The sequence below is a fragment of the Streptomyces sp. PT12 genome (assembly GCF_003311645.1).
Classification (GTDB): Bacteria; Actinomycetota; Actinomycetes; order Streptomycetales; family Streptomycetaceae; genus Streptomyces.
In genome coordinates, this window is the sequence record NZ_QEST01000256.1 from 206,871 (window position 1) to 228,173 (window position 21,303).

Consider the following 21,303-nt stretch of genomic DNA (forward strand, 5'->3'; position numbering starts at 1 on the left):
CTGCTCCTATTCCTGCCGTGCACCTGAGGAGAGACCTGAGGAGAGAGCTGTGAGCACCGAGAACCACGGCGTCGGCAAGCCGGAGGAGCCGGTCGGCGGTCCGGGTCCGGCCGAGCCCGGGACGGGCCCGTCCGGCTCCCCGCCCGCGGGCGGCCCTCGCCAGGGCGAGCACCCGCAGGCCGGGCCTCCTCCCGCACCGCACCCGCCCGTTCCCCCGTCCCAGCCCCCGGCGGCTCAGCCCCCGGCGGCCCAGCCCTCCGCGGCAGGGTCACCCGCGGCAGGGGCACCCGCGCCGCCGCCACAGGCCGCCGCTCCCCCGGCCGCTCCCCCGGCGCCGCACGCCTACGCGCCGGCGCTGCCCGTGCCCGCGCCCGGTGGCCACGACCCCGGCGCGCCGCCGCCCGCCGAGCCCTGGGCCGCGTTCCCGCCACCGCCCCCGCCGAAGAAGCGGCGCAGCCCGCTGCTCGCGGGCGTCGTCGCGGCGACGATCGTCGCGGGCGGCATCGGCGGCGGCGTCGGCTATCTGGTGGCGGACGACGACGGGAGCGGGTCGTCGACCGTCAGCAGGGAGACCGACGGCGACACCGCGGCCCGCCCTCCCGAGTCGGTCGCCGGGATAGCGGAGGCGGCGCTGCCCAGCGTGGTCACCATCGAGGCGGGCACGGAGATGGAGGGCTCCTCGGGCACCGGCTTCGTATACGACGAGGAGGGCCACATCATGACGAACAACCATGTGGTGGCCAGCGCGGCGGACGGCGGCACGCTGACCGCCACCTTCTCGGACGGCGCGAGCTACGAGGCGGAGGTCGTCGGCCGCGCCGAGGGCTATGACGTGGCCGTGCTCCGGCTGACGGGGCTCGAGGGCCGCGAGCTCGACCCGCTGCCCATGGGCGACTCCGACCAGGTCGCCGTCGGGGACGGCACGATCGCGATCGGCGCCCCGTTCGGCCTCTCGGGCACGGTCACCACGGGCATCATCAGCGCCAAGGACCGCCCGGTCGCCTCAAGCGACGGCCAGGGCGCCAGCGCCTCCTACATGAACGCCCTCCAGACCGACGCCTCGATCAACCCCGGGAATTCGGGAGGCCCCCTGCTGAACGCCGAGGGCGCCGTCATCGGCGTGAACTCCGCGATCCGCGGCACCCCGGGCGGCTCGGGCGAGGTCGGCTCCATCGGCCTCGGCTTCGCCATCCCGATCAACCAGGCGACGGCCGTGGCCACCGACCTGATAGAGACCGGCGAGCCGGTGTATCCGATCATCGGCGCCTCGGTCGAGCCGCCGACCGGCGAGGTCGAGGGCGCCAGGATCGTCTCCGAGGGCCCCGAGGCCGTGACCCCCAACGGCCCCGCGGACCGGGCCGGGCTCCAGCCCGGGGACGTCATCACCCAGTTCGGCGACACCCTGATCGACAGTAGCCCCACGTTGATCAGCCAGATCTGGACCTACCAGCCGGGCGACTCGGTCGAGGTCACCTACGTCCGCGACAACCAGGAGCAGACGACCACGGTCGTCCTCGGCGAGCGCGTGGGCGACCAGTAGCGGAGCCGCTAGGCTGTCCGGGTGCGCGGTGCACGGTTGCCGCGCACCCGGGAGGCTTGCCCGAGCGGCCGAAGGGAACGGTCTTGAAAACCGTCGTGAGGTAACCCCTCACCGTGGGTTCAAATCCCACAGCCTCCGCAGAAGGACAAAACAGCAGGTGAGAGCGGCCTCCGGTCACCCGGGGGCCGCTTCTCGGTTCACGCTCCGTGCGGGCCTGTCTCACCCTGTCCCACCGTTGACCAGTGCGTGCGGCCAAGCTGTGGCCAGGTTGTCAGTCCTCCTCGTCACTCAGGTGGGCCTCGATCAGCGCGTTGGCCTGGTCCTGTTGGCCGCGAAGGATCTTCGCGTAGAAGCGCCAAAGGACGGCCGGAGAATGGCCAGCACGGCGGGCCACTTCGGTGGGGTCGACCCCGGCCTTGATCCAGCCCGAGACGCCCGCGTGCCGTAGCGAGTAGGGCACGTCGGCCAGCGGCGAGGACACGTCCTCGGGCGGCAATGCCCGCTTCCTCGCCCGCTTCCACACCTCGGTGTACTCCGTCGACCGAACCCGGCCGCCGCCAACGGCCCGGAAGAGGCGGCCGTCCGGCGCCGTCCCGTACCGATCGAGGTGGCGCCGCAACAGGCCAACGAGGGCTGGCGGGATCGGGACGGGGCGGATGGTCTTGCGAGCCCGCCGCTTGAGTGCTCGTGCCTCGAAGGACGCGCCGTCGTCCGTCCAGCCCGAGCCCACCTCGGGACGGCTCCCCCGCAGCAGCAGTTCGCCCCATCCGGTCGCCGGCAAACGGCAATTGTCCTTCTTGAGGTCCGCCACCTCGGACGGCCTCATGGCCGCGAAATACAGGCACCCGAAGAAGGCTTCCAGGTGCTCCCCGCGCGGCCCATCCTCGGCCGCGCCGCGCAAGAGGTCTTTCGCCTGCCGCTGGCTCGGCACGTACTGGAAGTCCACCTCCTCATCCGTCGGCGGCGGGGCCCAGTCGATGCGAGCCAACGGATTACCGAGCAGCGTTCCTCGTTCGACGGCAAAGCGGAGCGCGTTGCTGAACACCGCACGCTTTCGGCGGAAGGTGTTCTCGGCGGCTGGCTTTCTGTCGAGTCGGAGGGAAAGAGCCGTGAGCGCCTGCCGCGTCTTCGCCGCGTCAGCCAGCTCGGTGACCTTGACGGAGTGCTTGGCGATCCACGCGAGGGCAACCGCCTCCTTTTCCGGGGGAGACTCCACCTTCAACCGGTTCACCAGCTCACCGTTCTCGCCGCGTCGGCACTGGTAAGCCCACTGTTGGAGGGCCCGGCGCAGCACGTCGGCCGACGGCGCTCCGCGCTTCCGCTGATCGGTCAGCGCGGCCGTGACGACCGCCAACGATTCGGCGATGCTGGCTCGCTGCTTTCCGGCAGCCCCGGGCCATTTCATCACCACGTAGTCAAGGGTGTGTGCATACCAGGTCGGGGAGTTCTTCTCCCGAAGCTCATTCGCGGGGAGTCCGGTCTCCGTGTCGAACTGCTGGCCATCCCGAAGGGCGGACATCAGTTCTGACCGGCGGCCGTCCGCCTGTGTTTTGGTCTGGAATGGCTGCTGATGCCTCTCCGAACCGACACGCCATCGAAGCTGAAAGGGGGCGGACTTGCTCTCTCGCTGCCTGATTCCCCAAATGCGAACATCGTAGGTAAGCAACGTGCTCCTCAAGGCAAAGGAAAGGGGAGCGCGCCACTGTCGGCGCGCTCCCCGGTGGGGCGGTTCTCCTGTTGGTCGTCGTCAGGCGGCGGCGTTCCCCTGCTTGTTCCACCAGGCGTCAAGGTCGGTGCGTCGGCAGCGGACCTTCCCGTTGGGCAACTTGATCAGGGTGGGGGCCTGCCCTCGCGCCCGCATCCGGTAGAAGGCGGCTCGGCTGATGCGGATCTCGGCGAGCACCTCAGGCAGGGTGAGCATCGTGCGTTCGGGGGCCATGGTCACTCCCCTTTGGAAGCGCGGGTGTTGGCGGTGAGGTAGACGCGGATGAGTTGGCTGGGCGGACGGTTGGGGTAGGGGCGGCTGGTCTCCAGTACGTCCAGGACGCGGGCGATGGCTTCGGTGGCCCGCTGGCACTCGTCGGGGGTTCCTTCGAGGCGGATGCGCATGGGGTGAGCTCCCGGCTTTCAGGAATCGGTTACGTCGGTTACATCGGTTACACCGCAGGTCAGGGGCCTGCTTGAGGTAACCGATAGGCGGTGTGTAACCGATTCGGTTCGGTTACAGGGACCGTTGCTCGGTGGTCGGCGTATCCGATGCGTACCGGTTACGCCCCTCGGGATCGGTTACGGCATCGCCGCTGGTCAGCGTGGGATTGGTGGGGGGTGTAACCGGTGTAACCGGTGGTTCGGGAGGGAGCGGGCAGTAGCGGTTCCAGGCGTCGGTGAGGTCGTCGCGGTGGTAGCCCTTGGTGGGCTGCCCACCGATCCGCACGGCGCGGGGCGCGATCGGCGTGCCCTTGGCGGTGACGTACTCCTTGAGCATCCGGGAGAGTCGACGCGGGGTGAGCGGCTGGCCGTCCAGGTCGCCCCAGGGCGACTCTTCGAGCCGGTTGAGGATGTGGAGAATCTGCACCGTGGAGACGGCGGTCTCACCAGGGAACACCTGGTCGCGCAGGTCGGTGAGGAGCCGGACTCCGAGGGAGGTGCGGTCGTCGTCGTTGACCGTGGTGACCAGCTCGACACAGGCCGCGCGGGCTCGCTCGGGCCAGTCCCCGCCCGCCGCGTCGGCCACGGCGAGGAGGGGTTCCCACACGTCGGCGGGCCGGTCGGTGATGCCTTCGGGCATCTCGGGGAACACACCGTCGATCCGGTCGCGGGCCTGGGCGACCCAGGCGGCCAGTCGGTCGCGCAAGGCGTTGCCCTGGGGCTCGTGAATGCGATGGCGGTAGGGCTCGACGGGCTCGGTGTGGGCGCGGCGGCGCATACGGACGATGACGCTGCGGGCCTTGATGGTGTCGGGCAGGTGGCCCAGACCGGCCAGGGCGACGGCGCAGTAGCTCGGGAAGGCGACGACGGCCTGGTTGCCGCCGTCACCGACGCACCGGTAGGAGACGCCAGAGCGGCGGTGTCCGGCGTTCAGCAGGCCGCGCAGGTCCTCGTTGTCCTTGGCTTTCGGGCCGAAGACAGTGTCGATCTCGTCGAAGAGCACGACCGGCCGCCCGGCTTGGTCGGCCACGGCGCGGAACAGGGCGGCGGGGGAGGCGTTGACCGCGTGCATCGGATGGGGGACCAGCGTGGAGATGACCTCCAACCCTCGCGTCTTGCCCGACCCCGGCTCAGGGCTGAGGAAGGCCAGCCGCGGTGTGGAGTCGAAGCAGTCGAGGAGGTGGGCGTGTGCGTCCCACAGGACGACGGCGACGTAGGCGGCCTCGGAGGGGAAGGCGTTGAAGCGGCGGTGGAACGCCTCGACTTCGTTCAGCAGGGCGGCGCCGTCTTCCCCCTGCGGGGCAGGGCGAACAGCAGTGGGGACGCCCTGTCGGGCGGCGTCCTTCGGGTCGCCCTTGGTCGCCGGGGGCTGGGGTGCGTCGGCGGTGTTCGGGTCGGTGGGGGTGGTGTTGCTCTTAAGGGGGGAGGCGGCGGGTGTGGTCATGAGGTCCGCCCGGTGGGGTTGTTGGCGATGGACCAGTTCAGGGCGTTGGTGATGGTGGCGGTGCAGTCGCGCTCGGGGAGCCCGCACTGCCGCCCCGCCCCCTTAAGAGCCTCCTCGACGACCCTGCGGGGGAGGTCGCCGGAGGCGATCAGCCGTCCGAGGGCGCGGGCGGCGCGGGTCAGGGTCCAGTTCCGGGTGCCTTCCGGGGCAGTGGCCACGGCGGCGGTCTCGTTGTCCAGGGCGGCTTGGACGTAGGCGGTGAGGTTGCGTACCTTGCCGGGGCCGTCGTTCTGGATCGGCTTGGCCAGGGCGATCGGTGGGAGAGGCGGGGTTTCGAGGAGGTCGGCAAGCCAGGCGGGGAGTGGGGCGACGGGCGCGGGGTCGGTGACCTCGTACACCTCCCCGTCGATGGTGCTGCCGGGGGCGACGACGTAGCCGCCCCAGGCCCGGGTGTCGATCAGCTGCCCGAGGCGTCCGGCAGTGTTGCGCAGGCGGGTGTCGGGCGGGGCGGTGAAGTACAGGTGGGTGCCGCCGCTGGGGGTCCGGATGCGGCGGGTGGCGGGGACGGGGTGCCCGGTGCGCTCGCAGAGCGCCTTGAAGGTCGTCTCGCCGTCAGGCGAGTCGTTCTCGCCCTTGTTCTTGGGCTTGTCGAGGTCGATGACGACGAGCCCGGCCGGGCCGGTGGCGATGCCGACGTTGTAGGCGCGGCCGTTCGGCCTCTGCCAGCACGCCCGGATCAGGCCGGGGTCGGTGGTGGCGCGCTGCTCGGGGGTGAGGTGGCCGTTGGAGCAACGGCCAGTGCGCGGGCAGCGGCGGTCGGCGTGTCCAGCGGGCCGCTTGTCGCCGGGGCGCAGGGGGAAGACAGGCCAGCCTCGGGAGGCGGCCTGAAGTGCGGCGTTCAGCAGCGCCGCCCGTGCGTCAGGTGTCATGCTGGGGATGTCCTTCTCTCTTCGGAGCGTTGGGCAAGGGCCCGGGGCGAGGGGCTGCATTGGCGTGGAGCCTTCGCCTCGGGCGTCGTCACAGGTTGGTGGTGGACTTGCCGAGCCACCGGTTGTGGTTGGTGACGTGGATGTGGGTGTTGCTCGTGGGGGCCTGGCGGCGGGGCATCTTGGCGGCGGCGAGGATGAGGCCGATGGCGAGGAGTCCGGCTGTGCCGAACGCGGCGAGGGCGTTGACGAGCTGGGCGAGTCCGGCGCCCGCGAGTCCGGCTCCGGCGCCTCCGGCGACGAGGACTTGGGCGCGGGGGTCGATGGCCGGGCGGGGGGTGAGGTCGCGGGGCTCGGTGGGCTGGGGCATGGCGGGGGCGAGGTCGCGGGTGATGGGGACCATGCCGGTGCCGTAGGCGTCGGGGACCCACACGACGCGGCCGCGGTCGGTGGCCAGCTCGATGGCGGCGGGGGTGGTCACGTGGGGTGAGGGCAGGTCGGGATAGTGGGTGGGGTGGGCGCGGGGGTCGGTGTCCACGGTTCCTCGCTTCCGGGGCTGAGGGGGAGGGGAGTGTGCGGTGCGCTGTTCGGTGAGCTGTGCGGGGGGTGTTCGGCGTGCTGTTCCTCGCGCGCGCGTATAGGGATTCGGCGCGGGGGTGTTCGGGGCGGCCGAACGGGCTGTTCCGCTGTTCGTGCTGGTCAGCGGGGTGTGTGGTGCTGTTCGGGGCCTGTTCGGCCGCCCACGGGTGGTGCGTTGCCGCTGTGCCGGGCTTGTTCGGTGGTGTTCGAGCAGGTCAGGCGGCTTCCAGGACGCGGATGCGGTAGATGCCCGCCTGCTCGGTGTCCTCGACGGTGCCCTCTTCGGCGAGCCTGCGCAGCTCGCGCCGGACCCACGAGCCGGTCTTGCCGATCCTGTCGAGGTACGGGGTGATGTCCTTCGGACCGAACTCCGTTTGACCACGGTCGGTGAACTCCTGGAGGACTTCTTCAAGGGCGTTCAACGCCTGTTCCCGGGAGACCTGGCCGACCGGTGCGGCTCCGGGGAGTGGCATGTCGAACCCCGGGGGGACCGGGGGGAGTTCGCGGTCGGGGTCGACGCGGATGTCGGCGTACTCGGGGTCGGTGGCGAACAGGGCGGCGGTGTCGGGGTCGATGTCGGGGTCGGCGGCCGGGCCGCTGGACTCCTGTGCGGGGGTGGCGGGTTCGGTGGTGGGGTCGTGGCGGGTGCGGTTGGCGTAGGCGGGGCCTGCGGCCCGTGCGGTGACGCGTCCGGCGTCCTTGGGCCGTACGGGGGCGTACTGGGCGATGACGGACGCGGCGTGCTCCTTGTCCTGGAAGTAGGACCGCACGGCGGTGGCGAACCGGTCGGGTTCGATGCCGGGGCCTTCGCAGTAGCAGTAGCCGGGCTTGCGGTTGCGCCACGTCTCGGGGTGGGCTCCGGCGTCGATCGTGTCGTCGGAGAGTGCCATGCCCGCGTCCTCGGGGCCGTTGACGCCGAAGCAGGTGGCGCCGCCGAGGTTCGCGCGCACGTCGGTGTCCATCACGGTGTGGGAGGAGCGCTGCAATGAGATGACCACGGAGATCCCCGCTGAGCGGGCCTCCTGCACGATGGGCAGCAGGTCTTCGCCCTCGCGGAAGAGCTTGGCGGCCTCCTCGATCCACCACACGAGGTAGGGCATGCCGAGCCTGGCCCCGGCCTCGGGGGTCCACTGGTCGTAGCCGTGCCTGCCGAGCTCGTCGGCGCGGGCGGTGATCACGGCGGGCATGGCGGCGATCTGCGCGCGGCAGTCGGCCATGGTGAACGCGGCCCAGTCCATCCCGCCGACGATCGGCCCGAACGTCTGCATGCCCTTGGATGGATCGGCGCCCCACACCACGACGTCGCGGCGGGTCATGAGGTCGGCCAGGATGACCCGGCCTCCCTGGGACTTCCCCGCGCCGGTCATGCCCATGAACTGGTAGTGCGAGGCGTTGCGGCCGCTGGCCTCGTCGCCGTGGAACCAGATCGCGCAGGGCGGGCCGTCCTCGTAGATGCCCAGCGGGATCGGGGCGTCGCCGATCGAGCCGCCCGGCGCGGACGGGCCGGGCCAGGGGGTGGGCTCCTTGAGCATGTCCTCGGGGATGATGACGTACTCCCCGCGGGCGGCGTCCTCGGGATCGCCGCGCCAGCCGACCGCGTTGGGCGAGACTCCCAGGGCCCCGGCCAGGTTCTTGGCGGCTTTGGCGGCGTCGTCGTGGGTCTGCGCGCCGCGGTCGAGCTCGACCGGGACGGTGACCTTGTTGGGCTCGACCCTGATCTCCCCGGCGCGGGCGCGGGCCAGGCCGATCTTCTCCCACAGCGACTTCGTACCGCTGTCACCGCTGGTCTTGGCGTCGTCGTTGCGCAGCGCGGCACGGATTGACCACGCCAGCGCGACGACGGGGCCGCCCATGAGCCAGGTGTTCACCAGCTCGGGCGCGGTCGGCCCGGCGATCGCGGCGGCGGCGAACCAGCCGGTGGCCGCGCCCGTGGTGGCGGTGGCCTGCAACTGCCGCTGCCGCTCAAGGTTCATCCCGGTGCGGTAGGTCACCCCGGTCAGCCCCACGGCGGCCAGGGTGAGCGCGGACGCGGCGACCGTGGAGCCGCCCCACTGCTGGTGCGCGGCCCAGGCGACCGGCCATTCGGCCAGCCACACCGCGAACGGCGGCAGGTGCCGGATCGCCTTCTCCGCGAGGTAGTCCACGGCGCGGGCCACGGCCCCGCCCGAGGGCCGCGACCGGCGCGGCAGCTCCTTGTTCCTGGTGCTCATCAGGTCACATCCCGAAGTTCATCGGCGGGCGGTGGGGCTGCTGCTGCCTGGGGCCGTTGTAGTGGTTCAGCTCGGGCGCGAACTCCCGCAGGAACGCGGGCCAGGTCCGCGCACAGTGCGTGCTCGCGGCCTGTGCGGCGGTCGCGGCGCGCTTGAGCTGCCGCGCCACCCTCGCCGCCCGCACCCGGGCGACCCCGAGGCCCTGGCCCTGCGGGGCCGGGACCTCGCGCAACACCTGCTTCAACGCCTCGGCCGCGTAGGCCAGGTCGATGCTCGCCTCCCGCAACGAGCGGCGGCCGCGCTCGGAGAAGTCACGGATGTGCCCCGCGGACAGGAAGTCGGCGTCCCCGATCGGGGACTTCCGCGACCACTCCCCCTGCGCACCCCCGCCGCCGTCCCCGCCCGCGCCGGAACCGGGGGCGTTGACGGTCTTGTTGATGTGCACGTGGTACTCGCGCTTGTTCTGCTTCTGCTTGTTGCGGTACGTCGTGCGGTTGACCTGCTCACGCCGCTTGCGGTCACGCTCCTTCGGCGTGGAACGCCGCACCTGCGGCCGACCGGCGCTGCTGTTCGTGGACATGCTGGAAAAGCCCTCCATCGGGTCGGGTTACTCGGGGGCGGTGATGCCGCCGCTGACGATGGCGTTGATGACGTGTTCGGGGGTGCCGTCGCGGCGCAGCTGGGCGCGGAGGTTCGCGGCTTTGCGGCGTTGTGCCTGCCGGGCCTGGATGCGGTCGGCGGCTTGCTGGCGGCGGCGCTGCTCGACCGGGCGCGCGGCCCACGCGTGGTGGCAGGCGTTGTGCGCGGGCCAGTCGCCGGGTACCCGTTCGGTGGTGGGCTGCCCGCAGTGCTGGCACGGGCGCGGGGCGCGTGCGGGGCATCGGGGCTGGTGGGCCTGCCATTCGGCGATGAGTTCGGCCACGGCGTGGTGGCCTGTGGTGGCGCGGTGGGCCCCGCAGCGGCACCAGTAGGCGCCCTGCGGGGTCTCCAACGGCCTGGGGTTGTAGGGGTTGTTGGGGTTGGCCGGGGCCCTTACCCGCAGGCCCGGCAGGCCGGGGCCCGGCCACAGGTCACCGGTCACCGCCGTGTTCGTGGCGGTGGTGGCAGGTGAGGCAGCAGCCGAGGGAGCGGGGGATGCAGTACGGCTGCTCGTGTCCGCAGTCGGGGCAGGTGCGGCGGGCTTTGAGGGCGGCCTCGATCGCGCGCCAGCGTGCGGCCGTCATGGGCCTGACGGGGAGCGCGGAGGCGGTGCGGTAGAGGTAGCCGACCAGCGGGGCCCGGCCTCGGCGGCGCAGGCGCATGACCTGCGCGACCGGTTCCTGACCGCCAGGCCGCAGGCCCAGGGCGCGTAACTGCCGTCGCGTGGCGAGCCCATCGGGCGCCCACCGCCACGGGTAGGTGGGAATGCCGTGCACCGCGCCGGTGGGGTCGTAGACCTCGGCGTATGCGGTGGTCACGCGGCCACCTCCCTCGTGTCGGGTTCGGCCCGGTGGAGCAGGATGCGCAGGGCGGCGGCGGCCTGTGGCCAGACCACGCCGTTGCCGAGCGCTTTGAGCTGTGCGGTGCGCGACAGTCCGGGCACGGCCGTGACGTGTCCTGCGGGGAGGGCCATGAGCCATTCCACGAAGGGCGGGTTCAGGCGTCCCAGAGGGTCAGTTGGTCCGGGTGCGGGGCGGCCGATGACCGTTTCCCACCGTGCGATGGCGGGGGCGTAGGCGCCCCAATCCGGTGCGCTGCCGAGGGAAGTGTCAGGTCCCCCTTGCTGCCGCGCTGGTTGGGGCCGCCCTTGCGAATCCGAGAGAAAGGTGCCCTGCGACGTTCTCAAAGAACCCGAACCGGGGTCGAAGAACGCCAAGGGCGCAGGCGATGTACGGCCAGACGTGCCGTTCATCCTTGATCCCCTTCCGCTTGCCCGCCGTGCTGAACGGCTGGCACGGGTAGCCGCCGGTCAGCACGTCGACCGCGGCCACGCCGTGCCAGTCGACGGCGGTGATGTCGTGGAGGTTGGGCACCGTCGGGTGGTGGTGGGCGAGGATCCGGCTGGCGCCGGGGTCGTTGTCCGCCACCCACGCCAACTCACCGCCCATCACAGCCCGGACGGCCATGTCCAGCCCGCCGTACCCGGAGCACAACGACCCGATCCGCAGGCCGCTCACGACCCCACCCCCGCCCCCGCGGGCTCGCCCTCGCGCAGCTCGCCGTAGCGGGCGGTGACCCAGCCGACGGACCAGCCGCACAGCTCGGCGGCCTGCCGGATGGTCAGGTCGGCCTCGTACGCGGCGGCCACGGTCTGGCGCGCCACGTTCTCGGGCTGCTTCTCGGTGGCGGGTTCGGCGGTGAGCAGTGCCGCGCGCCGTCGTGCGGCCTGGTCCCGTGCGGCTCGGGCGGCGGCTTCCTTCCGTGCCCGCTCCCGGGCCTGTTCGGCCTCGCGTTCCCGCGCGGCCTGGGCGCGGGCCTGCTCGGCTTGTTCACGGGCGCGGTGCTCGCGTTCACGCTCGCGGTCGGCGTGTTCAAGGCGCAGGCGTTCTTGTTCACGGGCGGCTTCCCGCTGTTCACGGGCCAGCGCGGCGGCGTGCTCACGCTCCTCCCGGGCGAGTCGTGCTTCGTGCTCGCGGCGCTCGCGTTCGCGGCGCTCCTCGCGGTCCGCGATGGCTTCGCGGTCGGCGCGCTGACGCTGTTCACGCTCCCGCGCGGCCTGTTCACGGGCCGCGCGGGCGGCCTGCTCGCGGGCTTCGCGTGCGGTGAGGGCGTCGGCCAGGGCGCGGCGGTAGGCCAGGCTGGCCTCGGAGCTGACGATCAGCAGGAGCGGCGCGACCGCGTGGACCGCGACGCCCACCATGTCGCGCGCCAGGGCTGATCCTGCGGTGTTCAGGCCGAGGGTCATCAGGCCGGTCATCCACCGCAGCAGTACAGGCCAGCCGCCCGCTCGGCCGCCGACGCGGGCCAGGGCGGCATCGAGGCGGACCACGATGACGACCGCGGCGTCCACCACGACCGGCAGGATCGGCGCGGTCCATTCCCACCCTGCCGGGGTCACCCCGCGCACCAGCGGTGTGACGGTCAGGACGGAGAAGACCACCGCCCCGGCCACGATCAGCCACGTCCCCGCCGACAGCGTCCGGTCGACCTGCCGCAACGTCCGCTCATCCATCCCGGCCACCCCCATCCGGGGCACCATGAACACCGTCCGGGCCACCGTGAACACCCGAACCACCGCCGTGAACACCCTGGTCGTCGCCGTGAACGGCGGTCAGGGGCGGGGTATCCCCCTCGTGCCAGGCGAACGGGGGCAGCGAGGAGGCGGCCTTGAACACGCGGATCGCCGCGCCGGGGACGCTTCCGGAGATGACCTGTGCCCGTTCCAGTGAGGCGAGCAGGCGGGCGGCGTGGTGTTCGCAGCCGGTGACCCGGGTGCCGCTGGGGTCCAGCACGGTGACGGCGTCGTGGGGACCGGCGCAGGGTGAGGCGTCCTCGGGGTGCGCCGACGCACACCGCCCGCTCCTGCCGCGCATCGAGCCCTCAGGGCTCTCGTAGGGGGTGTAGGTGACGGGGAAGTGGTCGATCACGGCTCGCAGCCCGGTGGCCAGCCGCTCCAGCGGCAGGGCCTTCCCGCCCTGGGCGGCCTTGGCCAGGTAGCCGGACAGCCACGCGGCCCGGTCCCGCAGCAGCCTTTCGGCCGCCCGGTCGTCGGCGGGGTTCGCGGACAGCGGCACGTCAAGCGCCTCGATGATCGCCGCCAGCAGCGCGCGGACATCCGCGGGCAAAGGCGCCAGACTCACAGCGCACCCCCGACCGCGGTCAGGGCCGCGACGGCCAGCAGCGCGCCACCAGCACGGATGCAGTCGATCGCCCGCTGAAGCGCCCGGTACTTCGCCACGGCCATGCGGGCCAGCCCGGGGACGGCTGCCGCGCGGTGGTCCACGGCGACTTCGGCGCGGAACGCCTCCGCGTCAAGGGTGGCCCAGTGTGTGAGGGTGCCGGGGGCGGCGGGCAGCAGCCGGGGGCGGATGACCGCGAGCAGCAGTCCGGCCGCAGCCACCAGCAGCGCCGTGCCCAGCCCCGCGGCGATCCCTCCCACGAGGGGGAGGGTGACCGTGCTCCCGGCGCTGGCCAGCACGGCCAGGCTCGCCCCGATCACCGCCAGCAGAATGCTGGCCTTGGTGTCCGTCCGGGCGATCTGCCCCTGAACCTCACCGAACGCCTCACCCAACGCCGCATCCACGTCACGGGTGATCTGCCGGGCCCGGGGCCCGGGACTCGTCGTCGCCATGGTCACCAGTCCCCGAACGTGCAGACCGGGCCGCACTGACCGGTGGCGTGCGGGCCACCGGGCGCGAAGTGCGCCTCGTGGGAGCGCCGCCGCATCTCCTCGTCACGGGCGGCCTGGCCGCGCCACTCCTGGCGGACCGGCTCCGCGCCCGCCTTCAGCTCGTCGCACCGCGGGCAGCCGTCGACCTTCTTGCCGAAGTTCGGCCCGTGAGTGTGCTTTCCGAAGCTCACCGCGCACCTCCCGCAGCGACGCGGCGGGCGGTGGCGAGGTGGCGGGCGGTGGCCAGGTGGCGGGCGTAGTCCTCGATGATGAGGACGGCCAGCGCGCTGACCGGGGTGGCCAGGTCGGGGTCGTCGGCGAGGATGTCGGCGCCCGCGTCCAGGCGGGCCGCCCGCTCCTCCTCGCTCTCGCCGGGCTCACCGAGCCACAACTCGGGGGGCGTACCCAACCCGAGCGCCAGCTCAACGAAGTCGGTGTCGTCCAGCACCTCATAGGCGCCGATGAACGATCGCATGATCAAGTCCTGTTCTCTCTGTGGAGTTGTGGGCAAGGGCCCGAGGCGACGGGCTGCATTGGCGTGGAGCCGTCGCCTCGGGCGTGTATCAGGGCTGGTCAGGGACGGATGGTGCGCAGGTGGCGGGCCGCGAGGACACGTAGGTCGGTGTGGGCCTGGCGAGACTCCTGCCGAACCTGTCGTCGCGCGGCCTCGGCCTCCGGCGTGTCGTCCGTGGGAACCTCGGAGACCGCGATGGCGGTGTTCCGAGCCTTCTGCACGGCGGCCAGGAGGGCGGTGTCGGCGGTGAGCAGGTGCACGCGGTCCCAGGCGCGAGTCAACGCGGTCCGCGCCTCGTACCGCAGTCGCCGGGCCTCGCCGGTGTCTGGCTTTCCCTCAGCGACGGCCGCGTGCTTGAGCCACTGCTCCTGCCGGAAGCGCACGACCGCGTTCATCACGTCGAGCAGCGCGTCGGCAAGCTCCGCGCGGTGCTGGTGGTCCCGGGCCTGCCGTACGGTCCGGGTGTTGGTGAGGTGCTGCATCAGGCCCGCCACCATGGCGCCCGCGAGCGCGGAGACGGCGGCGATGATGCTGGCCACCATGAACGGTCCCTCCTTTAGGATCCGCCGGGCCCCTTCTGGCCCGGCTCCTCGCACCGGCCCCCCCTGCTCGAAGCGGGCGGGCCAGCACGAGCAGCCGTCAGGAGCGGGGCAGTCGGGCGTTGTCCCTGCTGCGCTTGTTGGCCTCGGCGACCTTGCGCGAAAGCTCCTCGCGTTCGGCCTCGGTCAGTCGGATGATGGGGGTAAGGTCCACGGGATCGCTCCTATGCAGGTAGGTGTTGATCGCTTCCGGCCTCGGCCGAGGTCCGGTGGTCGTGGCCCGGGGTGGCACCCCCGGGTCACGACTGGTTCGGGGCCCTGCTGGACTCCCTGCGCGCCACCACGCCACCCCGGATGAGCGGGTGACGGTGCACGGTGGCGACAGGCGGATCAGGGCTGCGAAGAAGGTTCGTGCGTTACGTGTGAACCACGCCCAGGCGACTGATCCCGTGCGGTGCACGGGGCGCGGTGGCGTGGACAAGGACCTAAAGACCGCTGGTCAGCGGAGGTTCGGCCTAGCCAGGGACCTACCTGGGGGCCAGCCGGGCCCATGCGGAACTCCCGGCTTCAGTCCTTGCATCAACTGTTCAGTTCTCAAGGCACGGACGCGGCCTTCGGGCCCGTTTCACGGGGCCCTCCGGGCGTGGGGAAGCAGCCTGAAGAAGACCCTTCCGGGGCCTCACCTCGCTCGCGCTCGGTGCGACAACAGGACCGTACCGCTATTCGCGAAAGGCGGCAAGGTGGCTTCGTCGATCGATGCGCTTACTGTGTAAAGCAGCAAGGTTCAGCGGCCGCTGAGAGGCAGGGAGACACCGATGAGCGGTAGCGAGTGGGTACACACGTCCTCGCCGTATGTTCGGCCGCGCGAGGAAGGGCAACGGGATGCCTGGACCGAGGAAACCGCAGCTCAGGGACGAGCTGGCACACAGCGCATCGTCCGAGCCGAGGAAGTGGAGGCGCCGACGGATGTAGCCGAAGCCCTGGCGATCACGCCCGGGGCGATCGTTGTCGAGCGGCGCAGGGTGATCTACCTGGACGGTGAGCCCACGGAGCTGACCAACACCTACTATCCCGTTCACATCGCGCGTGGGACCCGCCTGTCCTCGACAGCCAAGATCCCGGGAGGAGCTGTAACTCTGCTGGCCACCATGGGGTACGTCCCTCACCTTGTGCAGGAAGAGGTGCGCGCCCGTATGCCGAACGATGACGAACGCACCATGCTGACGCTGGGGCCGCACGATCCGGTGCTACATCTGCTTCGGCTCACCATCGGCGCCGACGGCGAGCCATTCCAGGTGGACGTGTCGGTCTTTCCGGCGTCCACGCAGCGACTTCGCTACGAGATGAGGGTTGGCTGAAGTGCCCAAGGCAGACGAGGACGCCTTCGATCGACGTCCCCTCCACGAACGCATCGCCGCAGACCTCCGGGACGAAATCATGTCCGGCGACCTGGCGTCCGGAGCCAGCTTGCCCTCAACGGCGCGCCTGAAGCAGCGCTTCGACGCCTCGAACGCCACGGTGCAAAAGGCGCTCCAGATCCTCAAGGATGAGCGCCTTGTGGTCGGCCGCGCGGGCGCCGCGGTCACCGTTCGAGGACACCGCCAAGAGACCGTTCGTCCAGCCGACTTCGGGAAGCCAGCCGAGCCCGGCAAGCCGTACCGCTGGCTCACCGAAGCCACGAAGAAGGGGAAGCGCGGCAGCATCCAACTGCTTGACGTCGCCGAAGTCCGGCCGCCCGAGGACGTGGCAGAGGTGCTTGAGCTGGGCGAGTCCGGCACGGCGATCATGCGGCACCAGGTCCTCATGCACGACGAACAACCCGTCGAGCTGGCCACCTCGTACTACCCGATCGCACTGGCCCGAGGGACCGCGATGGAGGAGAAGCGGAAGATCAGGGGAGGCACCCCGGTGCTGCTCGCGGAGATGGGCTACCCGCCGCGCCTCACGATCGACCGAGTGTCGGCGCGGGTGCCGACACAGCAGCAGTACGAAGCGCTCCGCTTGCCGAGCGACCTACCGATCCTTCGCACCCTTCGCGTGGTCTACAGCGACAACGACCGGCCGATCGAGGCGACCGTCATGGCGAAGGCGGGGCACCTCTACGAGCTTCAGTACGAGTTCGTGTGACAGGCCGTCCCGGGGCCCTGTGGCCATCCTGTGGCCACAGGGCTCGCTCACGGCGTCCGGGATGGACGTCCGTGCAGCTCAGAAGGCCACAAGCGGCCACGGCCGAACGGTCTTGAAAACCGTCGTGAGGTAACCCCTCACCGTGGGTTCAAATCCCACAGTCTCCGCAGCGCGGCTGAGCGGCAGGGTCCCCGGGTCATCCGGGGGCCGCCCGCCAGCCCGTCCAGCGCGTGATCGCGATCTCGATCACCGGGCCCTCGGGGCGCAGTTCGCGGTACTGCGGGTACTTCTCCTGGAGCCGGTCGATGGCGCCTCGCCCCTCCTCGCCGTCCACGATCCTGGCCGTGCCGTCGCCCCTGACCCACCACAGGCGGTCCCAGTCGTCGTCGTACGCGTCGGCCAGGACGCACACCCTGGGGTTGGCCTCGATGTTTCCGAGGCGCTTGAGGTCGCGGTGCCGCTTGGGCTTGTGGTCGACGGCGATGACCACCGTGTCGCCTTCGACGGCGAACGTGGCGGGGACGGCGTGCGGCGCGCCGGTCGCATCGACCGTTGCGAGCCGCAGCACGCGCGCCCCGGTCAGGCGCGAACGCGCCTCGTCGCTCCTGAGCTGCATCCCCCCGCCCTACCCCACCGGGCGCGCCCGGGAGGTGAGCAACGACACCCGTGGCCTTCCTGTGACCGGGCTGGTCGGCCAACAGGGTGAGGGGTAGCCTCATGACCTGGTAGAAGTGTGCGCACGGGCTGTGGGTGAGCGGCTTCACATCCGATGGCCCGCGCGTGGCGGCGTTGCCCCGACCGAGGACGGGGCACCCGGGGCGATTCCGGAAGCCCTCTTCTTCACCTGGGCCGGACCGATCGCCAGTGATCTTTTGTGTAGCTGGTGCGCTCCGCTCCGTAAGGTTTATATCTTCAAGCCATGCATGACCGATCGGTGGCGATCGTCCCGGGGGAGCAAGTCCCGCCGGGCGACGGGCATCGAGAGAGGATCCGAAGGCCCGGTGACCGACTACCTGCCCGCACGACCCACCGGCGTGGCCCCGTTGTCGCCGCTGCCCGCGGACTTCCGTGCCTTCCACCAGCTCTACCGCCCCGCGTATGTCCGCTGGGCCGAGCTCTACCTCGGCGAGCGGGCCGCCGCCGAGGAGGCCGTCGACCGCGCCTTCGAGCGGCTGGCCGCGGAGTGGGGCGACGTCCTCAGGCTCGACAGCCCGGCCGGATACTCCTGGAGCGTCCTCAAGCACCACACTCTCGAGGCCGTCGCGGCCAGCGGGCGGCGGCCCGTCGTCATGGACACGGCCGCGTTCGAGACGAGGGCGCTGCACTCGGCGGTCGACCCGATAGGGGAGCTCGAGGAGAGCCTCGGCATCTACCAGGCCATCCGCGAGCTGCCCGAACGCCAGCACGACGTCATCGTGCTGCTCTACTGCATCGGGTACAGCGTCGCCGAGACCGCCGACATCCTCGGCGTCAGCGAGCCGGGCGTGCGTTCGACCGCGCGGTACGCCAGGCACCGGCTGAAGGAGGCGCTCGGCCTCAGCGAGAGCTCTGACGGCCCTGAGGCACCCGGGATCCCCGGGCCCACGCGGGGCGGCGACGCCGCCAGGGCCTCGGAGGACGGGGGCAGGGGATGACGCGCTCGATCGACCAGGCGCTGGCGCGGGCCATCCTCGCCCACCGCCCGCACACCTACACCGACCAGGAGATCGCCGCGGCCGAGACGCGCATCGCGGCCCGGATCTCCGACCGGCTCGACCAGCCGCCGCCGGGCTGTCCCGCGCTGTTCACCGGCGGGAGCGACGACGAGGCGACGCGCTATCTGGCGACCCTCTGCCGCACCGTGGTCGAACAGGAGGGCGCGCTCCAGGACATGGCCGCGTTCCTCGGCCGCCGCATCCCCCAGCCGTACGGCGCGCGCGTGCTCGGCTGCGTGCTCCAGCTCGCCGGGCGCGAGGACAGCGCGCGCTTCTGGTGGCAGTTCGCCGCGGGGGCGGGCGACTGTGCCGCGGCCTACTGCCTGCATCTGCACCATCTGACGCTCGGCGAGACCTGGGAGGCGGAGTTCTGGCGCCGCCAGGCCGGGCCCGGCCTCGGGGCGTCCGACCCCGAGGCCGACGCGGACGACGCGGGGATCGACGAGGGCGTCGAGGACGCGTACGGCGAACGGGGGGCCGACGCGTTCGGGTACCCCGACCCGTACGACGAGGACGAGGAGGAGTTCGGCCCCGACCCCGGCCTGGTCCTCCGTGTGCTCGCCCTCCTGCACGGGGACGACGCATATCTGACCGATGCCGCGGCCGCCGTCGTGCACTACGTTCCGAGCGCCGTGCACTTCGTCGACGAAGTCGAGCTTCCCCTTCCCGTCGCCGACTTCGTGCAGCGGATCGAGGAGCTGACGGCGACGGCCTGACCGGGTTTCAACCGGCCGATGTCCTTCGTGCGGGGGAATCCCCCCGGGACGGGTGGTTCCCCGGGGATCCCATGGGCAACTCTGGTTCCGCGACGTCGCGGTCCATCCAGGCAGCTGGCCAACTGCCTTGCCCACCGCAGGATTCACGCATTCCACGGAGGATTCCACATGGCAAGCATCCGCACCGCCCGCACCCTCGCCGTTCTCGCCTCGGTCCCGCTGGGCCTCGGTCTGGCGGGCGGCGTGGCCCACGCGTTCGCCGACACCGAGGTGGACACGACGAACGCGTGGGCCTCGGGCAATCTCGGGTCGCTGGGCAGCGGGGTGGTCGGCGCCAACGACGGGAACGTCGCGACCACCCAGCAGTCCGCCATCGGCTCGGGTGCGAGCAACGAGAGCAACACCGCGGGCATCGCCGACTCCCCGTTCGCCGCCCTCGACCAGTCCGACCGGACGTACACGATCGTGTTCGGCTTCGACTGGTGAGCCGGGGCTGATCCGAGGGCCGGTTGGCGCCACCGGGTGCGTCCGGGTGCGTCGGGGAGTCACACGCCACCGGCCCGTCGGACAGCGGGAAGGGTCGGGCCGCGCGGCCGCACCGCAGGGTGCGGCCGCGCGGTCGCGTCAACGGTCCCCCGCGCCGGAGAGGCGTGCCCGCCCGCCCGGCTCCCCGGCTGCCCCGTGCGGATGAACCCGCCGCCCCACCGAGAGTGTCACCGTTCCCACCCCCACCCCCCCGGCCTTGGATCGACCCATGCGGTATGCCCATCACACCGGCCTGTTGGTCCGCGGCCCCTGGCTGCCCCTACTGTTCGCGTTCGGCGCGCTCGCCGCCACCGTGACCCCGGCGCTCGCCGGTCCGCCCCGCGACCCCAGGCCAGGCCCTGGCCCGGTGCCCGCGTTCACCCCCGAACGCCCCGCCGTCCCCGGGCGCCCCGCCCTCCCCGAGCGCCCCGCGACCACGAGCGGCGACCTCACCGCCGCGGGCGCCGAGATCTACGAGGGCCACGCGTTCGACACGTGTGACGCCCCGTCGGCCGCCGCCCTGCGCGACTGGCTCGACTCCCCCTATCGGGCCGTCGGCGTCTACATCGGCGGCCGGGGCCGCGCCTGCCCCGACCAGCCGAACCTCACGCCCGACTGGGTCGCCGACGTCGACTCCATGGGCTGGCGGCTGCTCCCCCTCTACGTCGGCTCGCAGGCCCCGTGCGTCCGCGACGACGACAAGAGCCGCGTCCCCATCGACGCCGCCCGCCCACGCCAGCGGGGCGCCGCCGAGGCCGCGGACGCCATCGACGCCGCCGAGTCCCTCGGCCTGGCCCCCGGCAGCCCGATCTACCTCGACATGGAGGACTACGACCAACACGACGGCGCGTGCGCCGACATCACGCTCGCGTTCGTCCAGGCGTTCTCCCACCACCTCACCGACCGCGGCTGGATCCCCGGCTTCTACTCGAGCGCGACCTCCGGCATCGCGCACTTGGAGGCCGCCCGCCTCTCCGGCGCCGCCGACCTGCCCGACGTCCTGTGGTACGCCCGCTGGCGCACCGCGCCCACCCTCGTCGACGAGCCCGTTCTCGACCCCGGCGCGTGGCAGCCGCACCGCAGGATCCACCAGTACGAGGGCGACGTCACCGAGACCCATGGCGGCCGCCGCATGCGCATCGACCGCAACGTCGTGCACGCCCCCGTGGCCGTCCTCAACAGCGATCATCAGGTGAATCCCTGAGCCATCCCCGGTACGCCGAACGCGCCGCCTCCACCTCTGGGAGGTGGAGCCAGCCCCCTTCTACACCCTGGGGCGGAGACCTCATCACACCCTGTGGCCGATCCCGGAGGGGGGTGATGTCTCCTAATTTGTAAGGCATGACCACGACCAGGACCGCCGAGCCGGGAGAGCCTCCCACCTTCACCTCATACGTGCAGGCCAGGGGCACCGTGCTGCTGCGCGCGGCCCGTTCGCTCACCGCCAATCCCAGCGATGCCGAGGACCTGCTCCAGACCGCGCTCACCAAGACCTATCTGGCCTGGGAGCGCATCCAGGACCACAGGGCCGTCGACGGCTATGTCCGCCGCGCCCTGATCAACACACGGACGTCGCTGTGGCGCAAGCGCCGCGTGGACGAGTTCGCCGTGGAGGAGCTGCCCGAGCCCGACCCGCTGCCCCAGCCCGACCCGGCCGAGCAGCAGGCCATCCGCGACGCCATGTGGCGCGCGGTCGTCAAGCTGCCCGCCCGCCAGCGCGCCATGGTCGTCCTGCGGTACTACGAGGACCTGAGCGAGGCGTCGACCGCCGAGGTGCTCGGCGTCTCCGTCGGCACGGTCAAGAGCGCCGTCTCCCGCGCCCTGGCCAAGCTCCGCGAGGACGAGGAGCTCGCCGACGTCGCCCGCCGCGCCATCCCGATGGCCGCGGCCGCCTGACCGACGCGGCCGAACGCCCCCCGGCCGACCCCGAACGCCCCCCGGAAGGCCCGCGTCGCGCCGCCGAGTTGGTGCAGACGGCTGGTGATGGACGGCGCCCCCGCACCACAATCACCGGATACCCAAGCCGCAGGGA

27 protein-coding genes and 2 tRNA genes are annotated in these 21,303 nt (G+C 71.9%); 10 read left to right on the forward strand and 19 right to left on the reverse strand.

Going from position 1 to position 21,303, the window contains the following annotated elements; translation table 11 throughout:
- Positions 1-49: 49 nt before the first annotated feature.
- Positions 50-1,540: a S1C family serine protease gene (locus DEH69_RS28100; protein WP_113689789.1), complete on the forward strand. Its 1,491-nt coding sequence runs from the start codon at positions 50-52 to the stop codon at positions 1,538-1,540.
- A 50-nt stretch (positions 1,541-1,590) separates the two neighbouring features.
- Positions 1,591-1,678 (forward strand) — tRNA-Ser (locus DEH69_RS28105).
- A 133-nt stretch (positions 1,679-1,811) separates the two neighbouring features.
- Here DEH69_RS28105 and DEH69_RS28110 read toward each other — a convergent pair.
- The 18 genes from DEH69_RS28110 to DEH69_RS28185 form a co-directional block, all read right to left on the reverse strand.
- Positions 1,812-3,206: a tyrosine-type recombinase/integrase gene (locus tag DEH69_RS28110; protein WP_113689790.1), complete on the reverse strand. Its 1,395-nt coding sequence runs from the start codon at positions 3,204-3,206 to the stop codon at positions 1,812-1,814.
- An 81-nt stretch (positions 3,207-3,287) separates the two neighbouring features.
- Complete coding sequence (locus DEH69_RS28115; protein ID WP_113689791.1) at positions 3,288-3,479, reverse strand: AlpA family transcriptional regulator; 192 nt, start codon at positions 3,477-3,479, stop codon at positions 3,288-3,290.
- 2 nt (positions 3,480-3,481) lie between these two features.
- The gene (locus tag DEH69_RS31835; RefSeq protein ID WP_181727636.1) at positions 3,482-3,649 is read right to left on the reverse strand and encodes a hypothetical protein; all 168 of its coding nucleotides are present in this window, start codon (positions 3,647-3,649) and stop codon (positions 3,482-3,484) included.
- Positions 3,650-3,761: 112 nt separating this feature from the next.
- Positions 3,762-5,132, reverse strand: a complete 1,371-nt coding sequence (locus DEH69_RS28120; RefSeq protein ID WP_181727637.1) for a DUF3631 domain-containing protein — start codon at positions 5,130-5,132, stop codon at positions 3,762-3,764.
- A complete protein-coding gene (locus DEH69_RS28125) occupies positions 5,129-6,061 on the reverse strand; it encodes a bifunctional DNA primase/polymerase (RefSeq protein ID WP_113689792.1) in 933 nt (310 codons plus the stop codon). The genes DEH69_RS28120 and DEH69_RS28125 overlap by 4 nt, the downstream gene beginning before the upstream one ends.
- 88 nt (positions 6,062-6,149) lie before the next feature.
- The gene (locus tag DEH69_RS28130; protein ID WP_113689793.1) at positions 6,150-6,596 is read right to left on the reverse strand and encodes a hypothetical protein; all 447 of its coding nucleotides are present in this window, start codon (positions 6,594-6,596) and stop codon (positions 6,150-6,152) included.
- Positions 6,597-6,852: 256 nt separating this feature from the next.
- Positions 6,853-8,847 (reverse strand): conjugal transfer protein TraB, encoded by a 1,995-nt coding sequence (locus tag DEH69_RS28135; RefSeq protein WP_113689794.1) that lies wholly within the window; start codon positions 8,845-8,847, stop codon positions 6,853-6,855.
- A 4-nt stretch (positions 8,848-8,851) separates the two neighbouring features.
- Complete coding sequence (gene traA, locus DEH69_RS28140) at positions 8,852-9,427, reverse strand: plasmid transfer protein TraA (protein ID WP_113689795.1); 576 nt, start codon at positions 9,425-9,427, stop codon at positions 8,852-8,854.
- A gap of 27 nt (positions 9,428-9,454) precedes the next feature.
- Entirely contained in the window at positions 9,455-9,928 is a 474-nt protein-coding gene (locus DEH69_RS28145; protein WP_113689796.1) for a hypothetical protein, read from the reverse strand.
- Positions 9,918-10,304: an RRQRL motif-containing zinc-binding protein gene (locus tag DEH69_RS28150; protein ID WP_113689797.1), complete on the reverse strand. Its 387-nt coding sequence runs from the start codon at positions 10,302-10,304 to the stop codon at positions 9,918-9,920. Before DEH69_RS28150 ends, DEH69_RS28145 begins: the two co-directional genes overlap by 11 nt.
- Entirely contained in the window at positions 10,301-10,459 is a 159-nt protein-coding gene (locus tag DEH69_RS33200) for a hypothetical protein (RefSeq protein ID WP_181727638.1), read from the reverse strand. Before DEH69_RS33200 ends, DEH69_RS28150 begins: the two co-directional genes overlap by 4 nt.
- Positions 10,460-10,595: 136 nt before the next feature.
- The gene (locus tag DEH69_RS33205; RefSeq protein ID WP_258535012.1) at positions 10,596-11,003 is read right to left on the reverse strand and encodes a DNA cytosine methyltransferase; all 408 of its coding nucleotides are present in this window, start codon (positions 11,001-11,003) and stop codon (positions 10,596-10,598) included.
- A complete protein-coding gene (locus DEH69_RS28160) occupies positions 11,000-11,998 on the reverse strand; it encodes a DUF2637 domain-containing protein (protein WP_113689833.1) in 999 nt (332 codons plus the stop codon). The genes DEH69_RS33205 and DEH69_RS28160 overlap by 4 nt, the downstream gene beginning before the upstream one ends.
- Positions 11,991-12,611 carry a hypothetical protein gene (locus DEH69_RS31850; protein WP_220131352.1) on the reverse strand — a complete coding sequence of 207 codons (621 nt, stop codon included), beginning with the start codon at positions 12,609-12,611 and terminating at the stop codon, positions 11,991-11,993. Before DEH69_RS31850 ends, DEH69_RS28160 begins: the two co-directional genes overlap by 8 nt.
- An 11-nt stretch (positions 12,612-12,622) precedes the next feature.
- Positions 12,623-13,117 carry a Pycsar system effector family protein gene (locus tag DEH69_RS28170; protein WP_220131353.1) on the reverse strand — a complete coding sequence of 165 codons (495 nt, stop codon included), beginning with the start codon at positions 13,115-13,117 and terminating at the stop codon, positions 12,623-12,625.
- 2 nt (positions 13,118-13,119) lie between these two features.
- Complete coding sequence (locus DEH69_RS28175) at positions 13,120-13,347, reverse strand: hypothetical protein (protein ID WP_113689798.1); 228 nt, start codon at positions 13,345-13,347, stop codon at positions 13,120-13,122.
- Entirely contained in the window at positions 13,344-13,631 is a 288-nt protein-coding gene (locus DEH69_RS28180) for a hypothetical protein (RefSeq protein ID WP_113689799.1), read from the reverse strand. The genes DEH69_RS28175 and DEH69_RS28180 overlap by 4 nt, the downstream gene beginning before the upstream one ends.
- A 98-nt stretch (positions 13,632-13,729) precedes the next feature.
- Positions 13,730-14,212, reverse strand: coding sequence for a hypothetical protein (locus DEH69_RS28185; protein ID WP_113689800.1), 483 nt, complete (start codon positions 14,210-14,212; stop codon positions 13,730-13,732).
- A gap of 812 nt (positions 14,213-15,024) precedes the next feature.
- On the opposite strand from DEH69_RS28185, the gene DEH69_RS28190 reads away from it, so the two are divergent.
- From DEH69_RS28190 to DEH69_RS31855, 3 genes are all read left to right on the forward strand, one after another.
- Entirely contained in the window at positions 15,025-15,567 is a 543-nt protein-coding gene (locus tag DEH69_RS28190; protein WP_113689801.1) for a GntR family transcriptional regulator, read from the forward strand.
- A gap of 1 nt (position 15,568) precedes the next feature.
- Positions 15,569-16,336: a GntR family transcriptional regulator gene (locus DEH69_RS28195; protein WP_113689802.1), complete on the forward strand. Its 768-nt coding sequence runs from the start codon at positions 15,569-15,571 to the stop codon at positions 16,334-16,336.
- An 83-nt stretch (positions 16,337-16,419) separates the two neighbouring features.
- Positions 16,420-16,500 (forward strand) — tRNA-Ser (locus DEH69_RS31855).
- Between the two features lie 32 nt (positions 16,501-16,532).
- Here the strand turns inward: DEH69_RS31855 and DEH69_RS28200 are convergent.
- The gene (locus DEH69_RS28200) at positions 16,533-16,952 is read right to left on the reverse strand and encodes a TIGR03668 family PPOX class F420-dependent oxidoreductase (protein ID WP_113689803.1); all 420 of its coding nucleotides are present in this window, start codon (positions 16,950-16,952) and stop codon (positions 16,533-16,535) included.
- 385 nt (positions 16,953-17,337) lie between these two features.
- Between DEH69_RS28200 and DEH69_RS28205 the strand changes: the two genes are divergently transcribed.
- The 5 genes from DEH69_RS28205 to DEH69_RS28225 all read left to right on the forward strand — a co-directional run bounded on the left by DEH69_RS28205 (position 17,338) and on the right by DEH69_RS28225 (position 21,167).
- Positions 17,338-17,970, forward strand: coding sequence for a sigma-70 family RNA polymerase sigma factor (locus DEH69_RS28205; protein WP_258535013.1), 633 nt, complete (start codon positions 17,338-17,340; stop codon positions 17,968-17,970).
- Complete coding sequence (locus DEH69_RS28210) at positions 17,967-18,746, forward strand: hypothetical protein (RefSeq protein ID WP_113689804.1); 780 nt, start codon at positions 17,967-17,969, stop codon at positions 18,744-18,746. Before DEH69_RS28205 ends, DEH69_RS28210 begins: the two co-directional genes overlap by 4 nt.
- A 168-nt stretch (positions 18,747-18,914) precedes the next feature.
- Positions 18,915-19,232: a hypothetical protein gene (locus DEH69_RS28215; RefSeq protein ID WP_113689805.1), complete on the forward strand. Its 318-nt coding sequence runs from the start codon at positions 18,915-18,917 to the stop codon at positions 19,230-19,232.
- Positions 19,233-19,500: 268 nt separating this feature from the next.
- Positions 19,501-20,475, forward strand: a complete 975-nt coding sequence (locus tag DEH69_RS28220; RefSeq protein ID WP_113689806.1) for a glycoside hydrolase domain-containing protein — start codon at positions 19,501-19,503, stop codon at positions 20,473-20,475.
- Between the two features lie 137 nt (positions 20,476-20,612).
- On the forward strand, positions 20,613-21,167 hold the full coding sequence (locus DEH69_RS28225; RefSeq protein WP_113689807.1) for a SigE family RNA polymerase sigma factor: 555 nt from the start codon (positions 20,613-20,615) through the stop codon (positions 21,165-21,167).
- Positions 21,168-21,303: the final 136 nt, after the last annotated feature.